Source organism: Variovorax sp. S12S4 (assembly GCF_023195515.1).
Classification (GTDB): domain Bacteria; phylum Pseudomonadota; class Gammaproteobacteria; order Burkholderiales; family Burkholderiaceae_C; genus Variovorax.
In genome coordinates this window covers 3,066,439-3,086,195 of the sequence record NZ_JALPKR020000002.1, presented here as the reverse complement: position 1 = coordinate 3,086,195, position 19,757 = coordinate 3,066,439, and the positions used below count along the sequence as shown (strand labels likewise).

The following is a 19,757-nucleotide window of genomic DNA, read 5'->3' as shown; positions in this document are numbered from 1 at the left end:
GAGCCAAGGCCCCTTCAAATACTGAACATCATGGCGGTCAGCAGGAAGTCGAGGCCGAGCACCGACAGCGACGCCATCACCACCGTGCGCGTGGTCGCGCGCGAGACGCCTTCAGGCGTGGGCTGGGCCTCGTAGCCCTGCAGCAGCGCAATGAAGGTCACGGTAAAACCGAAGACGATGCTCTTGATCACGCCGTTGCCCACGTCGCGCCAGACATCGACGCCGCCCTGCATCTGGCCCCAGAACGCGCCGGGGTCGACACCCAGCATCAGCACGCCCACCACGTAGCCGCCCATGATGCCGACCGCGCTGAACACGGCCGCGAGCAGCGGCATGGTGATGACGCCGGCCCAGAAACGCGGGGCCAGAATGCGCCGCACTGGGTCGACCGCCATCATTTCCATGGCGCTGAGCTGTTCGCCGGCCTTCATGAGGCCGATTTCCGCAGTCAGCGAGGTACCGGCACGCCCGGTGAAAAGCAAGGCAGCCACCACGGGGCCGAGCTCACGCACCAGGCTCAGGGCAACCAGCAGGCCGAGCGCCTCGGAAGAACCGTAGCGCTGCAGCGCGTAATACATCTGCAGGCCCAGCACAAAGCCCACGAAAAGGCCGGACACCGCAATGATGGCGAGCGAGTAGTTGCCGAGAAAGTGAATCTGGTCGCGCACCAGGCTGAAGCGCCGCAGGCTCTGCGCGCCTTGGAACGCCAGGCGCACGAACAGCTTGGCGCCATAGCCCATATCGGCGAGCTTGCTGCGCACGGCAAAGCCCACGTCCGCCGGCTTCCACCAGGTCATGCGCGCTCCCCTTCGTTGCCGAAATCTGCTTCGATTCCAACGCCAGGGTAATGAAAATGCACGGGCCCGTCGGGCAGCGCATTGACGAACTGGTGAACCAGCGGATCGGCGCTTTGCCGCACTTCGTCGGGCGTGCCCTGCGCCGCGATGGCGCCGTTGGCGAGGATGATCACGTGGTCGGCGATGCGGAATGTTTCTTCGAGATCGTGCGAGACAACGATGCTGGTCAGCCCCAGCGTGTCGTTGAGCTGGCGGATCAGCCGCGCCGCCGTGCCGAGCGAAATCGGGTCGAGGCCGGCAAAAGGCTCGTCGTACATCACGAGGTCGGGGTCGAGCGCAATGGCACGCGCCAAGGCCACACGCCGGGCCATGCCGCCGGACACTTCGCTGGGCATGAGGTCGCGCGCGCCGCGCAAGCCCACCGCGTCGAGCTTCATGAGGACAATGTCGCGCACCAGCGCTTCCGACAGCTGCGTGTGCTCGCGCAAGGGAAAAGCCACGTTGTCGAACACGCTCATGTCGGTGAACAAGGCACCGAACTGAAAGAGCATGCCCATGCGCCGCCGCGCTTTATAGAGAGCCGCGGCATCGAACTTGCCGACGTCCTGACCGTCGAACAGCACCTCGCCGCGCTGGGCCCGTTGCTGTCCGCCGACGAGCCGCAGCACGGTGGTCTTGCCGCCGCCCGAGGCCCCCATGAGCGCGGTGACCTTGCCGCGCGGGACGGAAAAGGACACCCCGTCGAGAATCGCACGTGCGCCATAGCCGAACGTAACGTCGCGGAACTCTACAAAGGGGTGTGGCAGTGCGGCTGGGTCCATCTCAATAAAAAAGCCGGGCGCCTTGACAGGCATCCCGGCATGCGGTTTCCGCAAATGATAGCGGGGCCGTGACGGGCCCCGCAAAACTGAAACAAAAATCAGCGAGGTAAGTCGCTAAATCCCATCAAAAACTCGTCCACCGAGCGGGCAGCCTGCCGCCCCTCGCGAATCGCCCACACCACGAGCGACTGGCCGCGGCGGATATCGCCTGCCGCGAACACCTTGGGCACGTTGGTGGCGTAGCCACCGATGAAATCGACGGTGGCCTTGGCATTGCCGCGTGCATCCTTCTCGACGCCGAAGGCATCCAGCACGGTGGCCACGGGGCTGATGAAACCCATCGCCAGCAGCACGAGGTCGGCCTTGAGGATCTGCTCGCTGCCGGCCACTTCCTGCATCTTGCCGTCCTTCCACTCAACGCGGACGGTCTTGAGGCCGGTGACCTTGCCCTTTTCGCCGATGAACTCCTTGGTGGAGATGGCGAACTCGCGCTCGCAGCCTTCTTCGTGGCTGGAGCTGGTGCGCAGCTTGATCGGCCAGTAGGGCCAAGTCAGCGGGCGGTTTTCTTCTTCGGGCGGCTGGGGCATCAGCTCGAACTGCGTGACGCTGGCTGCGCCATGGCGGTTGCTGGTGCCCACGCAGTCGGAGCCGGTGTCGCCACCGCCGATGACGATGACATGCTTGCCTTCGGCGCGCAGCTGGCTCTTGACCTTGTCGCCGGCGTTGACGCGGTTCTGCTGGGGCAGGAACTCCATCGCGAAGTGAATGCCGTCCAGGTCGCGGCCCGGCACCGGCAGGTCGCGCGATTGCTCGGCCCCGCCGGTGAGCAGTACGGCGTCGAACTCCTTGTCCAGCTGCTCGGGCGTGACGGTTTCCTTGGCGAGGTTGGTCACCTTGGAGCCCTTGCCCAGCGGGTCTTTCGCGGCGCCGACGATCACGCCGGTGCGGAAGGTCACGCCCTCGGCCTTCATCTGATCGACGCGGCGATCGATGTGCGTCTTCTCCATCTTGAAGTCGGGGATGCCGTAGCGCAGCAGGCCGCCGATGCGGTCGTTCTTCTCGAACAGCGTCACGTCATGGCCGGCGCGCGCGAGCTGCTGCGCCGCGGCCATGCCAGCCGGGCCCGAACCCACCACGGCCACCTTCTTGCCCGTCTTGTGCTTGGCGACGCGCGGCGCCACCCAGCCTTCGTCCCAGGCGCGGTCGATGATGGCGTGCTCCAGCGACTTGATGCCGACCGGGTCGTCGTTCACGTTGAGCACGCAGGCGGCCTCGCAAGGGGCGGGGCAGATGCGGCCGGTGAACTCCGGAAAGTTGTTGGTCGAGTCGAGCACCGCGAAGGCGTTCTGCCAATCGTTGCGGTACACGAGGTCGTTGAAGTCCGGAATGATGTTGTTGACCGGGCAGCCGCTGTTGCAGAACGGCGTGCCGCAGTCCATGCAGCGTGCGCCCTGTACCTTGGCCTGCTCGTTCGTCAGGCCGACGACGAATTCCTTGTAATGCTTGACGCGCTCTTCGACAGGCTTGTAGCCCTCTTCGATGCGCTCATGCTCCATGAAGCCGGTGATCTTTCCCATCGCGATTCCTTTTACACCCCCGTTGCTTGCTCACTGCGTGTAGCCGCCTCCCCCCTCAAGGGGTCAACACCTGCGGCCCGGCAAAGCCGGTTCCGCGGTGTTCCCCGAAGGGGCTGTGACAGTTTCACGTGCTGCATGCCGTGTGGGAGCTAGTTCTGTTTTTGGTTGATCTTCAAACTGCGGCCGGGGTGGCCTGCGGTGCGGCGGCGATCGCGTGCGGCTCGAGGCCGATGTGCGCGTTGTTGCCGCTGCTCGTGAGCTCGACCTTGCGGTCGTGCAGCTCGGCGAGCGCACGCTTGTATTCGTTCGGGAACACCTTGACGAACTTGGTGCGGGCCACGGCCCAGTTGTCGAGCAGTTCGCGCGCACGCTTGCTGCCGGTCCAGCGGTGGTGCTCTTCGAGCAGCTTCTTGAGCTGGGCCTCGTCGGTCTCGCCGCCGTGCCAGATCTTGCGATGCACGCTCGCGGTCTGCTCGGCCGAGGTCAGCACCTTGTCGAGCGACACCATCGAGAGATTGCAGCGCGTGGCGAACTGGCCGTCTTCGTCATAGACGAAAGCCACGCCGCCGCTCATGCCAGCCGCGAAGTTGCGGCCGGTCTTGCCGAGCACCGCGACCGTGCCGCCGGTCATGTATTCGCAGCCGTGGTCGCCCGTGCCTTCGACGACCGCCGTGGCACCCGAGAGGCGCACCGCGAAACGCTCGCCGGCCACGCCGCACAGATAGGCTTCGCCGGTGGTCGCGCCGTAGAGCGCGGTGTTGCCGACGATGGTGTTGCGGATGGCTTCGCCGCGGAAGTCGAGGCTGGGGCGCACCACCACGCGGCCGCCCGAAAGGCCCTTGCCGGTGTAGTCGTTGGCATCGCCGATCAGGTACAGCGTGATGCCGCGCGCCAGGAAGGCGCCGAACGACTGGCCGCCCGTGCCTTCGAGCTGGATGCGGATCGAATCGTCGGGCAGGCCCTGCGGATGCACCTTCGTCAGCGCGCCCGACAGCATGGCGCCCACCGAGCGGTTGACGTTGCGCGCCACCTCGATGAACTGCACCTTCTCGCCGCGCTCGATGGCGGGACGCGACTTTTCGATGAGCTTGACGTCCAGCGCCTTGTCCAGGCCGTGGTCCTGGTTTTCGACGTGGTAGCGCGGCACTTCCGCCGGCACCGTCGGCAGCGCGAACAGGCGGCTGAAGTCCAGGCCGGAGGCCTTCCAGTGCTCGATGCCCTTGCGCATGTCGAGCAGGTCGGCGCGGCCGATCAGGTCGTCGAACTTGCGGATACCGAGCTGGGCCATGATCTGGCGCACTTCTTCCGCAACGAAGAAGAAGTAGTTGACGACGTGCTCGGGCTTGCCCGAGAACTTCTTGCGCAGGATCGGGTCTTGCGTGGCCACGCCCACCGGGCAGGTGTTCAGGTGGCACTTGCGCATCATGATGCAGCCTTCGACCACCAGCGGCGCGGTGGCAAAGCCGAACTCGTCGGCGCCCAGCAGCGCGCCGATGGCGACGTCGCGGCCGGTCTTCATCTGGCCGTCGGCCTGCACGCGGATGCGGCTGCGCAGGCGGTTGAGCACCAGCGTCTGCTGCGTTTCGGCCAGACCGATTTCCCATGGGCTGCCCGCGTGCTTGATAGACGACCAAGGCGATGCGCCCGTGCCGCCGTCATGGCCCGCGATCACCACGTGGTCGCTCTTGCACTTGGCAACGCCGGCCGCGATGGTGCCCACGCCGATTTCGCTCACCAGCTTGACGCTGATGCTTGCGTGCGGCGCAGCATTCTTCAGGTCGTGAATCAGTTGTGCCAGATCTTCGATCGAGTAGATGTCATGGTGCGGCGGCGGCGAGATCAGACCCACGCCCGGCACCGCGTAACGCTGCTTGCCGATGTACTCGGTGACCTTGCCGCCGGGCAGCTGACCGCCCTCGCCCGGCTTGGCGCCCTGCGCCATCTTGATCTGGATCTGGTCGGCCGAATGCAGGTACTCGGCCGTAACGCCGAAGCGGCCCGAAGCCACCTGCTTGATGCGCGAGCGCAGCGAGTCGCCGTCCTTCAGCGGCAGGTCGACCTCGACGTTGGCCGCGCCGATCACGCTCTTGAGCGTGTCGCCCTGCTTGATCGGAATGCCCTTGAGTTCGTTGCGGTAGCGCGCCGGATCTTCGCCGCCCTCGCCCGTGTTGCTCTTGCCGCCGATGCGGTTCATGGCAATGGCGAGCGTGGAGTGCGCTTCGGTGCTGATCGAACCGAGCGACATCGCGCCGGTGGCAAAGCGCTTGACGATTTCGGCCGCGGGCTCGACCTCGTCGACCGGAATGGCCTTGGCCGGATCCAGCTTGAACTCGAACAGGCCGCGCAGTGTGAGGTGGCGGCGGTTCTGGTCGTTGATGAGCTGCGCGTATTCCTTGTACGTGTTCCAGTTGTTCGAGCGCGTGCTGTGCTGCAGCTTGGCAATGGCGTCGGGCGTCCACATGTGCTCTTCGCCGCGCGTGCGCCAGGCATATTCACCGCCGGCGTCGAGCATGTTGGAAAGAATCGGATCGTCGCCGAAAGCCGCCTTGTGCATGCGGATGGCTTCCTCGGCAATCTCGAACACACCGATGCCCTCGACGCGGCTGGCCGTGCCGGTGAAGTACTTGTTGACGGTGGCGGTATTCAGGCCGATGGCCTCGAACAGCTGCGCGCCGCAGTAGCTCATGTAGGTGCTGACACCCATCTTCGACATGATCTTCGACAGACCCTTGCCGATGGCCTTGACGTAGTTGTAGACCGCCTTCTCGGCGCTCATGTCGCCCGGCAGGTCGGCATGCATGGCCGCGAGCGTTTCCATGGCCAGGTAGGGGTGCACGGCTTCCGCGCCGTAGCCCGCCAGCACGCCGAAGTGATGCACTTCACGCGCCGAACCGGTCTCGACCACCAGGCCGGCCGTGGTGCGCAGGCCCTCGCGAACCAGGTACTGGTGCACGGCCGACAGCGCCAGCACGGCGGGAATCGCGACTTGCGTCGGGCTCACGCCGCGGTCGCTCACGATGAGGATGTTGTGGCCGCCCTTGATGGCGTCGACCGCCTCGGCGCACAGCGAGGCCAGCTTGGCCTCCACGCCCTCGTCGCCCCAGGCGAGCGGATAGGTGATGTCGAGCACGTAGCTCTTGAACTTGCCCTGCGTGTACTTGCCGATGTCGCGCAGCTTGGCCATGTCGGCAAAGTCGAGAATCGGCTGGCTCACTTCGAGCCGCATCGGCGGGTTGACCTGGTTGATGTCCAGCAGGTTGGGCTTGGGGCCGATGAACGACACCAGCGACATCACGATCGCTTCGCGGATCGGGTCGATCGGCGGGTTGGTCACTTGCGCGAACAACTGCTTGAAGTAGTTGTAGAGCGGCTTGTTCTTGCTGGAGAGCACGGCCAGCGGGCTGTCGTTACCCATGGAGCCGATACCTTCTTCGCCGGCCTGCGCCATCGGGCTCATCAGGAACTTGATGTCTTCCTGGGTGTAGCCGAAGGCCTGCTGGCGGTCGAGCAGCGCGACCTGGCTGACGGGAGCGGAGACCGGTTCGGCCTTCACGCTGTCGAGCTTGATGCGCAGGTTTTCGATCCACTGCTTGTAGGGCTTGCTGTTGGCGAGGGTGGCCTTGACCTCCTCGTCGTCGATCATGCGGCCCTGCTCCAGGTCGATCAGGAACATCTTGCCGGGCTGCAGGCGCCACTTGCGCACGATCTTCTGCTCGGGCACGGGCAGCACGCCCGATTCCGAAGCCATGATGACCAGGTCGTCGTCAGTCACGCAGTAGCGCGAGGGACGCAGGCCGTTGCGGTCGAGCGTGGCGCCGATCTGGCGGCCGTCGGTGAACACGATGGAGGCCGGGCCGTCCCACGGCTCGAGCATGGCGGCGTGGTACTCATAGAAAGCGCGGCGGCGCGGGTCCATGGTGGCGTGCTGCTCCCAGGGCTCGGGAATCATCATCATCACCGCCTGGCTGATGGGGTAGCCCGCCATCGTCAGCAGCTCGAGGCAGTTGTCGAACGTGGCGGTGTCGGACTGGCCGGCAAAGCTGATGGGGTACAGCTTCTGGAGGTCGGCGCCGAGCACGGGCGAAGACATCACGCCTTCGCGCGCCTTCATCCAGTTGTAGTTGCCCTTGACCGTGTTGATTTCGCCGTTGTGGGCGACATAGCGGTACGGGTGGGCCAGCGGCCATTCAGGGAAAGTGTTGGTCGAGAAGCGCTGGTGCACGAGGCCAAGGGCCGAGATGCAGCGCTTGTCCTGCAGGTCGAGGTAATAGGTACCCACCTGGTCGGCCAGCAGCAGGCCCTTGTAGACCACGGTGCGGCTCGACATGCTGGGAACGTAGTATTCCTTGCTGTGCTTGAGCTTCAAACGCTGGATGTTGGCGCTGGCCGTCTTGCGGATGACGTAGAGCTTGCGCTCGAGCGCGTCCTGCACGATCACGTCGTTGCCACGGCCGATGAACACCTGGCGCAGCAGCGGCTCCTTGGCGCGCACGGTGGGCGACATCGGCATGTCGCGGTTGACCGGCACGTCGCGCCAGCCGAGCAGCACCTGGCCTTCGGCCTTGATGGCGCGCTCCATTTCCTGCTCGCAGGCTTCGCGCGACGCGTGTTCCTTGGGCAGGAAGATCATGCCGACGCCGTATTCGCCGGGGGGCGGCAGCGTGACGCCCTGCTTGGCCATTTCTTCGCGGTACAGATGGTCGGGCAGCTGGATCAGGATGCCCGCGCCGTCGCCCATGAGCTTGTCAGCGCCCACTGCGCCGCGATGGTCGAGATTTTCGAGGATCTTCAGGCCCTGCAGCACGATCGCATGGCTTTTCTCGCCTTTGATGTGCGCCACGAAGCCGACGCCGCAGGCATCGTGCTCGTCGGCACCCGAATACAGACCGTGTTGTTGGAGATGTTCGATCTCGGCAGCCGTCGTCATGGCGCACTCCTTCAGTTTTTCGCAGGGAAGAGAAGGATATTGCGATGCACAAAGAATGCCAAACACTTTAATAGGGGTCAGATTCTTATTAAATTCCGAGTATTCTTGTCAGAATTAAATTGGGGACATATTAAAAGGAGGAGCAGGGTAGCTCCAACATTGCGCCGTTCACCGCGCTTTAGGCTCAGGAGTTGGCGATAGATGGGGGCCGACCGGCCTTCGCCTTGGCCACCCGCCGCTCGGTCGATTTTTGAAGCGAAGCAAGAAAATCCGCGTCGCCGGCCGCCCACCCGCGCAAAGTGGCTTCGGTCAGAGTGCCCTGATCGGCGGAACGCACGCCCGCGCGCACCAATTCGACATATGCAGCCTCGCGGGCAAAGGGCGTGTTGCCAAGCTCCCAGTAGAGCGGATGCGGCGTGAGCAGTTTGTCGTGCCGCAGGCCGGCATAGTGGCCGTGGCTGGACCATGGAAAGTCGCGCGCGTCCGCGACCATGCCGGCCCGCACGGGGTTGAGGTCGATGTACGCCATGCAGGTCAGCAGATAGCGATCGCTCTGGATCAGCGTCGACCTGTAGCGCCCCTCCCACAAGGTGCCGCTGCGGCCGTGGCGGTCATTGAAGTAGCGCACATAGCTGCGCCCCACCGACTGCATGAACTGCGGCAGTCCGGTGGCGGTGCTGGGCGTTGCCAGCAGGTGGAAGTGGTTGTCCATCAGCACATAGGCGTGCAGCGCGATGCCGAAGCGCACGGCGTTGTCGGCCAGCAGGGCGAGCAGCCGCTCGTGATCCGCACGGTCGACAAAGATTGCCTGGCGGTTGTTTCCGCGCTGGATCACGTGGTGCGGCATGTCGGCCAGCGTGAGGCGGGGGAGACGGGCCATGGCTTGAAGGCGGCGCGTGCTCGCGGATTCAGCTCAGGCGAAAGCGCGTCTCGCCCAAGGCATCGAGGCCGAACTGCGCCAGCAACTCCCCAGCCGGGCGGCTGCTGCGGCCTTGCGCTGCCCGGTGTGGCGCGCCAGGATCAGCTCGTTCTTCATGCTGTGCTCCCAGCCCACCAGTTCGGTCACGGTGACGCTGTAGCCGTTGGCTTCGAGATACAGGCAACGCAGCACATTGGTGAGCTGGCTGCCGATTTCGCGGGTGTGCAGCGGGTGGCGCCACAGTTCGGCCAATGGCGTGCGCGACAGCGCGAGCGCCTTGGTTTCGCGCAGGCAGGCGGCCACCTCGGCCTGGCAGCAAGGCACCAGCACCATGCAGCGCGCCTTCTTCGCGAGGCCGAAGGCAATGGCATCGTCGGTGGCCGTATCGCAGGCGTGCAGCGCGGTGACCACGTCGATCCGCTCGGGCAATTCGCTCGCGTTCGCCGATTCGGCGACGGTGAGATTCAGGAACGACATGCGGTCGAATCCGAGCTGCCTTGCCAGCGCGCGCGATTTTTCCACCAGTTCGCTGCGCGTCTCAATGCCGTAGACGTGCCCGCCTTCGCGCGAACGGAAGAACAGGTCGTAGATGATGAACCCGAGGTACGACTTGCCCGCGCCGTGGTCGGCCAGCGTGGCCTCGGCGCCGCCGCCCGGCAGCTCACGCAGCAGTTGCTCGATGAACTGGAACAGGTGGTACACCTGCTTGAGCTTGCGCCGCGAATCCTGGTTGAGCCGGCCCTCACGCGTAAGGATGTGCAGCTCCTTCAAGAGCTCGACGGATTGGCCCGGGCGCAGAACCTCGGACAACTCGGCTTCGGCCTTGGCGGTCTTTGCGGTCTTCACAGTCTTGGTTGCGTGTGCATTCATCGCCTGGCGCTCCCGGGGCCCACGTCGAGCGCGGCCCAGCCTTCGGGGCCCAGTGCTGCGAGCGTTTCGATGTTGCGTTCGAAAATGGTCTCGGCCTCCGGGAACGCCTCGACTGCCCGGCTCACGCTGTCTTCGCGCAACAGATGCAGCGTAGGGTAAGGCGCACGGTTGGTTGCGTTCGAAATGTCGTCGGGCTTGGTGCCGCCGAACTGGAACTGCGGATGGAAGCTCGCCAGTTGGAACACGCCGTCGAAGCCCGCGCGGGCAAGCTTGCGTTCGGCGCGTGCGGTGAAATCGTTGAAGTCCAGAAAATCCGCCAAGGTGTTGGGTGCTATCAGCAAGGTGGTGTCGCGCACGGAGGCATCGAGCGCGGCGAGTTCATTGGCCTCGGCAAGAAGCATTTCGATCAGCGCGGTGTCGTCGGCCGGCATGTACACGGCGAAGTGAATCTGCGCCTTGACATGAACCGCCTTGGCAAAGGGACACAGGTTGAGTCCGATCACCGCACGTTCGAGCCAGCGGCGGGTATCGGCCTCGGCCTGCATGGCCTCGATTGTCGCCGCGCCCGTCATGCCACTGCCGCCGCAAGGCGTATTCGTCCAAGGTGCCGCGCCATGGCCATGCCGGCCAGCGAACATGCCAGTGTGGCGGTCCATGTCCAGTGCCAGCCGCCGACGCGGTGAGCCACCCATGCCACCGCGGGCGGCGCCAGGAACTGCCCCAGGGAAGAGGCCTGCTGCATGAGACCGACCGTGGTCGAGACGGTGCTGGGCCCCGGCGCCATGCGGACCCCGAGCAGGAACAGCGTTGCCGGCACCATGCCGCCGCCCAACGAAAAGAGGCAGACAGCGGCATAGCGAAGCGCTGGCGGCAGGCCGAGCGCGTCGGCGCCCTGCCCCATTTGCGCAAAAGCTGCCACGCCTCCCAGCGCCATGGCCCCGAAGCCCAGCTGCAGCAGGCGCTCGGGCACAACGCCGCGTTGCAGCCAGCGCCCGCCCGCCACGTTGCCGACGATGTTCATCGCGGCCGCAATCGCGGTGAGCACCGCATTCCAGCCTGGCGGGACACCCGCGCCGGCATAAATGGCCGGAAGGAAGCCGATCACCGCCATCCACTGGGCGGAATACACGGCAAAGGTCAGCGCGATCATCCAGGGTGCGCGCGCACCCACTGTCGTGCGCAGCCGCGACGACCACCCCGCCGTTGCGCCGCCCGCAGCGGTAGAACGAACCTTGTCAGAAGGTACGGCCAGCCACAGCCAGAGCGCCACGCCGGCTGAAACGGCGGACAGTGCCCACCACCAGTCGGACCAACCGCCCCAGGCGATCAACGCCGGACCGAGCAGCAGCGCAAGCGCGACGCCAAGCGGCATGTACGCACCCCACAGTCCGAGCGCGGCCTTGTCCGCTCCGGCCGGCGTGAGCGCGCGGATCAACCCTGGCCCCGGCATGACCGCCAGCAGAAAGCCAATGCCTTCGGCGGCGCGCAGAACCAGCAGCCACCGCACCGCGTGCGCATCGCCGAAGAGGCCGGTGCCGACGGCGCCGCCGAGCAGGCTGGCAACAACCAGCACAAGCAGCCCCGTGAGCATGCTGCGCCGAAGGCCAATGGTGTCGGCCGCAAGCCCGATCACCAGCCCGAGAGTCATGCTGGCCACTTGCACCAGCGACAGCAGAAAACCGGCTTCGACCAGGCTGATGCCGAGCGACGCCTGCAGGGCCGGCACGGCGGGCGGCAGCTTGCCCAGGTGCAGCGCAGCGCTCACGCCGCCGAAAAGGACGGCGAAGGCGGCGGCTGGAACGCGCGCGGAGACGGCGGCCACCGAACTCACCCGATGCCCCGCCGGCCGGTGAGCCTTTCGTGCTCGCGCATGGCGAACCGATCGGTCATGCCGGCGATGTAGTCGGCCACGGCGCGATGCCGGTCGCGCCGGTCGGCGTAGGAAGCGGGCATCTCGGCACTCCGCTCGAGGTACGCGTCGAACAGCTCCCGCACGACCTGCTGCGCCTGGTCGGTGGTCTGCGTCACCTGCGGATGCCGATAGAGGTTGCGGAACAGGAAGCTCTTGAGCTCGCTGGATTGGGACTGCATGGTTTCGCTGAAAGCGACGAGCGGCGGTGAGTTGCGGACGCCGTCGGCATCGACCGGAGCTGCACTTTCGACCGCCGCACGGGTGGCGTCGATCACGTCATAGACCTGGGCGCTCAGCATGCGCCGGATCGTCTCGTAGAGCACGCGCCGCCCTTCCAGCCCGGGGTACTCGGCGAGTGCCTCACGGCGGTAGCGCTCGAACAGCTCCACCTCGCCGAGCTGCTCGACGCTGATGAGCCCCGAGCGCACGCCGTCATCGATGTCGTGCGCGTTGTAGGCAATGGCGTCCGCCAGGTTGCACAGCTGCGCCTCGAGCGCCGGCTGGGTGCGGTCGAGGAAGCGCCGGGCCACGCCGTTGGGTTCGGCGGCCTCCAGGCGTTCGGCATTGGCGCGCGAACAGTGCTTGAGAATGCCCTCGCGGGTCTCGAAGCTGAGATTCAGGCCGTCGTATTGCGGGTAGCGGTGCTCCAGCGCATCGACCACGCGCAGGCTCTGCAGGTTGTGCTCGAAGCCGCCGTGGCTTTCCATGCAGGCGTTGAGCGCATCCTGCCCCGCGTGGCCGAACGGCGTGTGACCGAGATCGTGCGCCAGGGCAATTGCCTCCACCAGGTCTTCGTTGAGGCGCAAGGCACGCGCGATGGAACGGCCAAGCTGCGCCACCTCGAGCGAATGCGTGAGCCGGGTACGAAACAGGTCGCCCTCATGGTTCAGGAACACCTGCGTCTTGTAGACCAGGCGCCGGAACGCGGTGGAGTGCACGATGCGGTCGCGGTCGCGCTGAAAGGCATCACGCGTCGGCGCGGGCGGCTCGGCATGGCGGCGCCCGCGCGAGCGCGCGGGGTGGCAGGCATAGGCCGCAAGACTCATCGGCGCACCCTTGGCGCTGCGCTCATCCGGCGCTGCAGCACTGCGCGAGCACCTCGCGCACCAGCGCATCTGGCGCGCTGCTGACCGCGGCGGAGCCCGGCTTGTCGATGACCACGAAGCGGATCTCGCCGGCTTCGGACTTCTTGTCGACCCGCATCAGTTCAAGGTACCGGTCGGCCCCCAGTGCCGGGCCGACCGTCGGCAGGCCGGCGCGTTCGATCAACCGCGTGAGCCGCTCGACAAAGGCGGCATCGACGCCGCCAAGCCGCTGTGACAGGTGCGCAGCCATGACCATGCCACAGCCGACCGCTTCGCCGTGCAGCCATTCGCCGTAGCCCAGGCCCGATTCGATGGCGTGCCCGAAGGTATGGCCGAAGTTGAGAATGGCGCGGAGGCCCGTTTCGCGCTCGTCCTGCCCCACGACCAGCGCCTTGATCTCGCAGCTGCGCTTGACGGCGTAGGCCAGCGCGGCGGGGTCGCGGGCCACCAGCGCATCGATGTTCGCTTCGATCCAGTCGAAGAACGCCATGTCGTGGATGGGCCCGTATTTGATGACTTCGGCCAGGCCCGCGCTCAGCTCCCGCGGCGGCAGCGTCTGCAACGTGCCCAGGTCGCAAACCACGAGCTGCGGCTGATAGAACGCGCCGATCATGTTCTTGCCCAGCGGGTGGTTGATGGCGGTCTTGCCCCCCACCGACGAGTCGACCTGCGCCAGCAGCGTGGTCGGCACCTGGACGAACGGCACGCCGCGCATGTAGCTGGCGGCGGCAAAGCCTGTCATGTCGCCCACCACGCCGCCGCCCAGGGCGAACAGCACGGTTTTCCGGTCGCTGCCATGGCCGAGCAGCGCATCGAAGATCAGGTTCAGCGTCTGCAGGTTCTTGTGCGCCTCGCCGTCGGGCAATTCGAGAAGGTGCACCGTGCGGAAACGGTCGGCCAGGGCCGCGTGCAGCGCCTTGGCATAGAGCGGTGCCACCGTGGTGTTGCTGACGATCAGCGCGCTCGCAGCGTCGGGCGCCGCGGCAAAGCTCGAAGATTCGCCGAGCAGGCCGGCGCCGATCAGGATGGGGTAGCTGCGCTCGCCGAGCTGGATATCGACGCGTTCTGGCGGTGCGGAAGGTGCGGGCAATGGCATGCAGCGAGTTTAGGCGCTGCGGACCGGTTGCTCAGGCGGCGGGTTCTTCCGGGTGGGCGCCCGGCGCCACGATGCCGGCGAGCTCCAGTTGCATGACGATGATGTTCACCAGCATGGCGATCGACGGGCGGCCCGTGTCGACCACGTCGTGGGCCGTTTCCCTGTAGAACGGGTCGCGCGCATCGTGCAGTTCGCGCAGGCGTCCAAGCGGATCGGCCACCTGCAAGAGAGGCCGCTTGACGTCATGCCGCAAGCGGCGAAACAGGTCTTCGGGGGAAGAGCGCAGGTAGATCACGTGGAAGTGGTCCCGCAACTGCTTGCGATTGACCTCCCGCAAAACCGCTCCGCCTCCCGTGGCAAGCACGCCGTGAGGCTGTGCGCAAAGGTCGGCTATTACCGTTTGCTCGAGGTCCCGGAAAGCGATTTCGCCTTCCCGCTCGAAGTAATCGCGAATCGAGCAGCCGATGCGCTGCTCGATCACGTGGTCGGTATCGACGAACGGAAGATTGAGGCGGGCGCCCAGGCGCCGCCCCACTGCGGATTTACCGGCGCCGGGCAACCCGACGAGTGCGACCGCCACGCGGTGGCTGCTACGCCCGCGCGTCAGCGCGCGGCGTTGCGGTCGGTAATCATCTTCGGAGTGATAAAGACGAGCATTTCGGTCTTGTTGGCAACGCGTTCGCGCTTGCGGAACAGTGCCCCAAGGTAGGGCACTTCACCCAGCACCGGCACGCGCGATTCGTCATTGGTTTCGGTGAGTTCGAAGATACCACCGATGACGACCGTGCCGCCGTTCTCGACCAGCACTTCGGTCTGCACGTGCTTGGTGTTGATGGCCGGACCCGCCGAAGTGTTGACGCCGCGGGCATCCTTGCTCACGTCCAGGGTCAGGATGATGTTGCCTTCGGGCGTGATCTGGGGCGTGACTTCGAGCTTGAGCACCGCCTTGCGGAACGAGATCGACGTGGCGCCGCTGGAGGTTGCCTGCTGGTAGGGGATTTCTTCACCCTGCTCGATCAGCGCCTTGGTCTGGTCGGCCGTGATGACGCGGGGGCTGGAAACCAGCTTGCCCTTGCCGTCAGCTTCGAGCGCCGAGATCTCGAGGTTCAACATGCGCGACAAGCTCGAGTTGAACAGCGAGATCGCGAAGGTACCGGGCGAATTGCCGGTGCCGCCGGCATCGCCTGCGGGCAGGTTGAGGAAATTGGAGTTGGTCCAGGTGGCTGCCGCTGCGCCGACGCCGCCGGCGGCGGTGGTGGTAGGCATGACCCCGAGGGTGCCGTATGCCGGATTGCCGTTGGCCGACGCGACGCGTTCGCGGGAGATACCGCCGCCCAGGCGCACGCCGAGCGACTTGCCGAAGGTGTCGGAGGCTTCCACGATGCGCGCTTCGATCAGCACCTGGCGAACCGGGATGTCGAGCTTCTGGATCAGTTCGCTCACTTGTGCAAGGCGCGACGGCACGTCGGAGACGAACAGCTGGTTGGTGCGCGACTCCGCGATCACGCTGCCGCGCGGGCTCAGGATGCGGGTCGTGGTGCCGGAGCCGCCACCGCCGCCCGACGAGGCGCCGGTGCCGGTCAGGCCCTGGGCAATGGCAATCGCCTTGGTGTAGTTGAGCTGGAACGACTGGGTACGCAGCGGCTCCAGGTTCTCGATTGCGGCCTTGGCTTCGAACTCGAGCTTTTCCTTGGCGTTGATTTCATCCTTGGGCGCAATCCATAGCACGCTGCCGTTCTTGCGCATGCCCAGGTTCTTCGCCTGCATGATGATGTCGAGGGCTTGGTCCCACGGCACGTCCTTCAGCCGCAGCGTCAGCGCGCCGGTCACCGAATCGGAGGTCACGATGTTGAAGTTCGTGAAGTCGGCGATCACCTGCAGCAGCGAGCGGATCTCGATGTTCTGGAAGTTCAGCGACAGCTTCTCGCCGTTGTAGCCCACGCCTTGGGTCAGCTTGGTCGGGTCGACCTTGCGGGCACGCACTTCGACGACGAACTGGTTCTCGCTCTGGTAGGCGCTGTGCTCCCAGTCGCCCTTGGCCTCGATCGTCATGCGAACGCGGTCACCGGACTGTTGCGAGGTGATCAGCTGGACCGGCGTGTTGAAGTCGGCCACGTCGAGGCGGCGGCGCAGGCCCTCGGGCAGCGTCGACTTGGTGAATTCGACGACGAGGTTCTTGCCCTGCTGCTTGACATCGACGCCCACCTGGTTGTTCGGCAGGTCGACGATCACGCGGCCGGTGTTGTCGGAACCGAGGCGGAAATCGACGTCGCGCAGCGGCAGCGTGTCGCGGTTGCGGTTCTCGGCAAACACGGTGGGCGTGGACGACGCGAGCGCCGTGCCGGCTACCGGCTCCAGGATCACCAGCAGCGACTTGCCCTGAATCTCGGTCTTGTAGGCGGTTGCCTGCTTGAGGTTCAGCACCACGCGGCTGCGCTCGCCGGCCTGCACCACGTTGACGGAACGCAGGTTGCCCTGGTTCACCTCGATGGCGGAGCGCCCGATGGCGTTGGTGACGCCCGGGAAATCAAGCGCAATGCGCGCCGGGGTCTGGACGGCAAAGCCGGTCGGCACGGCCGCGAGCGGCTGTGCCAGGTCGATGCGGATGACCTCGGCGCCGGATTGCGTCGAACTGGTTACCGCTTCGATGGCGTTTTGCGCATGCGCCATGGCAAATGCGCCGAATGCCAGCAGACCCAGCCCGGCAGCTCGCAGCCGCTGTGCCATTGTTGATTTTTTCTGATTCATTTCGCACTCTCTTGCAGCTGCAATGTCGCCACGCGTTCGATCCATTCACCGGCGGCGTCTTGCACGATTTCACGCAAGGCGACTTCGGTTTCGTTGATACGGGTAATGCGCCCGTAGTTGAGCCCCAGGTACTCGCCGACGCGCACCTTGTAGAGGAGCTTGTCGACACGGACCAGCGCCACCGGCTGGCCGTTGCGGTTCATGCTGCCCACCATGGCCATCGAGTCGAGCGGGAAGGCTTCGAGCGCTTCCTTGCGACGCGCCAGTTCAGGCGCGATCAGCTCCGACGTGCTGGGCTGGTTCGATTCGCGGCGCAGTGCCTGGGTGAGCTTCAGCAGGTTGAACGGCTCGAAAGCAGCCCCTTCGGTATAGGTCTGGGGCGTGAATTTCTTGGGCTCGGTGATCGGCGGCACGTTGGGCTTGACTTGGGCGCGCTGCTCGACCATCCAGCGGCGCAGGTCTTCCTGCTCCGAATCGGCACAGGCGCTCAAGCCCATTGCGGCCGCTGCCAGCCACAGGAGTTTGGCGATCGTCCTCATTTCTTCGCCTTTGGCGCCGCAGCGCGTTTCTGGGCCGCGCGCTCTTCGTCATCGAGATAGCGGTAGGTGCGGGCCGTGGCATCCATCGTCAGGGCGCCGTCCTTGTCTTTTTGCGGAGTGATCGTCAGGTTGTTCAGCGTCACGATGCGGGAGAGGCCCGCGACGTCGGCGGCAAACGAGCCGATGTCGTGGTAGCGGCCGGTCACACGCACGGCGATCGGCAGTTCCGCGTAGTAGTCCTTGACCGAAACCTGCCCCGGACGGAACAGCTCGAACTGCAGGCTGCGGCCGAGGCCGGCCTGGTTGATGTCGGACAGCAGTGCGTCCATTTCCGCCTTGCTCGGCAGCTGCTTCTCGAGCAGCGTCACATATTGCTGCACCTGCTCGCGCTGCTTCTTCAGCAGTTCGAGGTTGGCGGCCAGTGCGACCTTCTTCTGGTAGTCGGCGCGCAGCGTGACTTCCTTGGCGCGCTCGCTTTCGAGTTCGTCGTTCGAGTTGGTGAGCCACAGGAACCACAGGCCGACCAGCACCATTGCCGTCACCGCCAGGCACAAGGCATAGCGGGGCACTGGCGGCCAGCTGGCCGGATCGTTCGGATTCAGGTTGCGGAACTGGTCGCCGAAGCCACGAAATGCGGCGCCGACGTCTATCTTTTGAGAGGGGCGATTGCTTGCCATGATCCGTCCTACCCCTTGACCTGCGCCGCTGTGGCCAAGGCTTTCTCAGCCGCGGCCTTCTGCGCGTCGGTCGGCCGCTTGAGGCCGATGCGCATCGTGAAGTTCGCCACGCGGCGCTGGTCGCGCTGGCTCAGGCTCACCGTTGCGGAAGTAATTTCGACCAGCTCCGGCTTGACCAGCCACGGGCTGTTGTTGCCCAGGTTGCGCAGCAGTTCGGAAACACGCTCGTTCGACTGCGCCATGCCTTGCAGCGTGACCGTCTGGTTGTCCTGCTTCATGCTGGTGATGTAGGCGCCGTCGGGCAGTTGCCGAACCAGTTCATTGAGCAGGTGCACCGGCAGGTTGCGGTCGCCCTGGAGGTCTTCAACCGCCTGCTGGCGCGCACGCAGGGCTGCAATTTCCTGTTGCAGCGTCGAGATCTCCTTGATCTCGGCATCGAGCTTGGTGATTTCGGTCTTCAGGAAATTGTTCTTGGCCTGCTGGGCCGAGATTTGCGCCTCGAACCAGAGAAAGCCGAGGCCCGCGATCACGCCGCCCAGGATAGCCGCGGCGCCCAGGGTGCCGTAGAAAGCTTCGCGGCGCCGCTTGCGCGCGGCTTCGCGATGCGGAAGCAAATTGATGAGGATCACTGCACGAACCTCCGCATGGCGAGACCGCAGGAGGTCAGATAGGAAGGCGCCTCGCGCCGGACCTTCTTCTCACGGATGTTGGGACCCATCTCCATGCCGTCGAACGGATTCACGAGCGAACAGGCAAAGGAGGTCTGACGGGTGACGGCGCTGGTCAGGCTCGGCAACGAGGCCGAACCGCCGGCGAGCAGCACATAGTCGACGCGGTTGTGCGGCGTGCTGGTAAAGAAGAACTGCAGTGCACGGGCAATTTCCTGCGCAATGCTTTCCACGAAGGGCTTCAGAACGCTGGAGCCGTAGTCGTCAGGCAGGTCGCCGCTGCGCTTCTTGGCTTCGGCCTCTTCGGCGGAAAAGCCGTACTGGCGCACGATCAGCTGGGTCAACTGGGCGCCGCCGAAAGCCTGGTCGCGGTCGTACAGCACCTCCTGGTTGCGCAGCACCTGCATGCTGGTGGTGAAGGCGCCCACTTCGAAAAGCGCCACAACGGCGTCGAGGCCCTTGCCCGGCAGTTGCTCGATCAGGCGGGCGGTTGCAAGGCGCGATGCATAAGACTCGACGTCCAGGATCATCGCCTTCAGGCCGGCCGCTTCGGCCAACCCTTCGCGGTCCTGGACCTTTTCCTTGCGGGACGCGGCAATCAGCACCTCGACATCGCCGGCGGAGGCCGCGCTCTGGCCGGTCACGCAAAAGTCGAGACTGACTTCGTCCAGCGAAAAGGGAATGTATTGGTTGGCTTCGGACTCGACCTGCAGTTCGAGTTCCTGCTCGCTCATGCCGCCCGGAAGAATGATCTTCTTGGTAATGACGGCCGAAGGAGGCAGCGCCAGCGCCACATTGCGCGTGCGGGTGCCGCTCTTGCGCACGACGCGGCGGACGGCTTCGGCCACTTCATCGAACTTTTCGACGTTGCCGTCAGTGATCCAGCCCCGCTCGAGGGGTTCGATCGCACACCGCTCCAGAACCAGCTTGCCGCTGGCCTCACGGCCGAGCTCGACCAGCTTGACGCTGGACGAACTGACGTCCAAGCCGAGCATGGGGGCGTTCTGACGACGAAACAATGATCCGAAAGCAGCCAAGTTAGGTCCCTTTACCCCTGCATTTGTAACCAATGGAAAAAATTGCGTTCGGTTGCATGCTAGCAGGAGGCGTACTTGCAACCA

Annotated in this window: 15 protein-coding genes and 1 pseudogene; all 16 read right to left on the bottom strand. The window is 65.3% G+C overall.

What is annotated here, in order from left to right; translation table 11 throughout:
* Nucleotides 1–14: 14 nt before the first annotated feature.
* Nucleotides 15–797 (bottom strand): lipid asymmetry maintenance ABC transporter permease subunit MlaE, encoded by a 783-nt coding sequence (mlaE, locus tag M0765_RS15165; RefSeq protein ID WP_126745528.1) that lies wholly within the window; start codon nucleotides 795–797, stop codon nucleotides 15–17.
* Nucleotides 794–1,651 carry an ABC transporter ATP-binding protein gene (locus tag M0765_RS15160; protein WP_258504406.1) on the bottom strand — a complete coding sequence of 286 codons (858 nt, stop codon included), beginning with the start codon at nucleotides 1,649–1,651 and terminating at the stop codon, nucleotides 794–796. Before M0765_RS15160 ends, mlaE begins: the two co-directional genes overlap by 4 nt.
* Before the next feature lie 65 nt (nucleotides 1,652–1,716).
* Nucleotides 1,717–3,195, bottom strand: coding sequence for a glutamate synthase subunit beta (locus M0765_RS15155; RefSeq protein WP_258504405.1), 1,479 nt, complete (start codon nucleotides 3,193–3,195; stop codon nucleotides 1,717–1,719).
* Between the two features lie 172 nt (nucleotides 3,196–3,367).
* Entirely contained in the window at nucleotides 3,368–8,122 is a 4,755-nt protein-coding gene (locus M0765_RS15150; RefSeq protein WP_258504404.1) for a glutamate synthase-related protein, read from the bottom strand.
* Between the two features lie 184 nt (nucleotides 8,123–8,306).
* Entirely contained in the window at nucleotides 8,307–9,002 is a 696-nt protein-coding gene (locus tag M0765_RS15145) for a transposase (RefSeq protein WP_258504403.1), read from the bottom strand.
* A gap of 28 nt (nucleotides 9,003–9,030) precedes the next feature.
* Nucleotides 9,031–9,911: pseudogene (locus M0765_RS15140) on the bottom strand (class I SAM-dependent methyltransferase).
* Nucleotides 9,908–10,483, bottom strand: coding sequence for a DUF1415 domain-containing protein (locus tag M0765_RS15135; protein WP_258504402.1), 576 nt, complete (start codon nucleotides 10,481–10,483; stop codon nucleotides 9,908–9,910). Before M0765_RS15135 ends, M0765_RS15140 begins: the two are co-directional and overlap by 4 nt.
* Nucleotides 10,480–11,733: an MFS transporter gene (locus M0765_RS15130; RefSeq protein ID WP_446751558.1), complete on the bottom strand. Its 1,254-nt coding sequence runs from the start codon at nucleotides 11,731–11,733 to the stop codon at nucleotides 10,480–10,482. The genes M0765_RS15135 and M0765_RS15130 overlap by 4 nt, the downstream gene beginning before the upstream one ends.
* Before the next feature lie 5 nt (nucleotides 11,734–11,738).
* The gene (locus tag M0765_RS15125; protein WP_258504400.1) at nucleotides 11,739–12,869 is read right to left on the bottom strand and encodes a deoxyguanosinetriphosphate triphosphohydrolase; all 1,131 of its coding nucleotides are present in this window, start codon (nucleotides 12,867–12,869) and stop codon (nucleotides 11,739–11,741) included.
* Between the two features lie 22 nt (nucleotides 12,870–12,891).
* On the bottom strand, nucleotides 12,892–14,004 hold the full coding sequence (gene aroB, locus M0765_RS15120) for a 3-dehydroquinate synthase (RefSeq protein WP_258504399.1): 1,113 nt from the start codon (nucleotides 14,002–14,004) through the stop codon (nucleotides 12,892–12,894).
* A gap of 31 nt (nucleotides 14,005–14,035) precedes the next feature.
* A complete protein-coding gene (locus M0765_RS15115; RefSeq protein WP_258504398.1) occupies nucleotides 14,036–14,584 on the bottom strand; it encodes a shikimate kinase in 549 nt (182 codons plus the stop codon).
* Nucleotides 14,585–14,607: 23 nt separating this feature from the next.
* Nucleotides 14,608–16,752: a type IV pilus secretin PilQ gene (gene pilQ, locus M0765_RS15110; protein ID WP_258504397.1), complete on the bottom strand. Its 2,145-nt coding sequence runs from the start codon at nucleotides 16,750–16,752 to the stop codon at nucleotides 14,608–14,610.
* Nucleotides 16,749–17,291 carry a pilus assembly protein PilP gene (locus M0765_RS15105; protein WP_258504396.1) on the bottom strand — a complete coding sequence of 181 codons (543 nt, stop codon included), beginning with the start codon at nucleotides 17,289–17,291 and terminating at the stop codon, nucleotides 16,749–16,751. The genes pilQ and M0765_RS15105 overlap by 4 nt, the downstream gene beginning before the upstream one ends.
* Nucleotides 17,288–17,968: a type 4a pilus biogenesis protein PilO gene (locus tag M0765_RS15100; protein ID WP_258504395.1), complete on the bottom strand. Its 681-nt coding sequence runs from the start codon at nucleotides 17,966–17,968 to the stop codon at nucleotides 17,288–17,290. The genes M0765_RS15105 and M0765_RS15100 overlap by 4 nt, the downstream gene beginning before the upstream one ends.
* Nucleotides 17,969–17,976: 8 nt before the next feature.
* Nucleotides 17,977–18,597, bottom strand: coding sequence for a PilN domain-containing protein (locus tag M0765_RS15095; RefSeq protein ID WP_258504394.1), 621 nt, complete (start codon nucleotides 18,595–18,597; stop codon nucleotides 17,977–17,979).
* On the bottom strand, nucleotides 18,594–19,673 hold the full coding sequence (locus tag M0765_RS15090) for a pilus assembly protein PilM (RefSeq protein ID WP_126745805.1): 1,080 nt from the start codon (nucleotides 19,671–19,673) through the stop codon (nucleotides 18,594–18,596). Before M0765_RS15090 ends, M0765_RS15095 begins: the two co-directional genes overlap by 4 nt.
* Nucleotides 19,674–19,757 lie beyond the last annotated feature (84 nt).

Bases quoted from the DNA above. Each gene is read 5' to 3' on its own strand.
- mlaE (WP_126745528.1), bottom strand. From the start codon at position 797: ATGACCTGGTGGAAGCCGGCGGACGTGGGCTTTGCCGTGCGCAGCAAG.
- M0765_RS15160 (WP_258504406.1), bottom strand. From the start codon at position 1,651: ATGCCTGTCAAGGCGCCCGGCTTTTTTATTGAGATGGACCCAGCCGCA.
- M0765_RS15155 (WP_258504405.1), bottom strand. From the start codon at position 3,195: ATGGGAAAGATCACCGGCTTCATGGAGCATGAGCGCATCGAAGAGGGC.
- M0765_RS15150 (WP_258504404.1), bottom strand. From the start codon at position 8,122: ATGACGACGGCTGCCGAGATCGAACATCTCCAACAACACGGTCTGTAT.
- M0765_RS15145 (WP_258504403.1), bottom strand. From the start codon at position 9,002: ATGGCCCGTCTCCCCCGCCTCACGCTGGCCGACATGCCGCACCACGTG.
- M0765_RS15135 (WP_258504402.1), bottom strand. From the start codon at position 10,483: ATGACGGGCGCGGCGACAATCGAGGCCATGCAGGCCGAGGCCGATACC.
- M0765_RS15125 (WP_258504400.1), bottom strand. From the start codon at position 12,869: ATGAGTCTTGCGGCCTATGCCTGCCACCCCGCGCGCTCGCGCGGGCGC.
- aroB (WP_258504399.1), bottom strand. From the start codon at position 14,004: ATGCCATTGCCCGCACCTTCCGCACCGCCAGAACGCGTCGATATCCAG.
- pilQ (WP_258504397.1), bottom strand. From the start codon at position 16,752: ATGAATCAGAAAAAATCAACAATGGCACAGCGGCTGCGAGCTGCCGGG.
- M0765_RS15105 (WP_258504396.1), bottom strand. From the start codon at position 17,291: ATGAGGACGATCGCCAAACTCCTGTGGCTGGCAGCGGCCGCAATGGGC.
- M0765_RS15100 (WP_258504395.1), bottom strand. From the start codon at position 17,968: ATGGCAAGCAATCGCCCCTCTCAAAAGATAGACGTCGGCGCCGCATTT.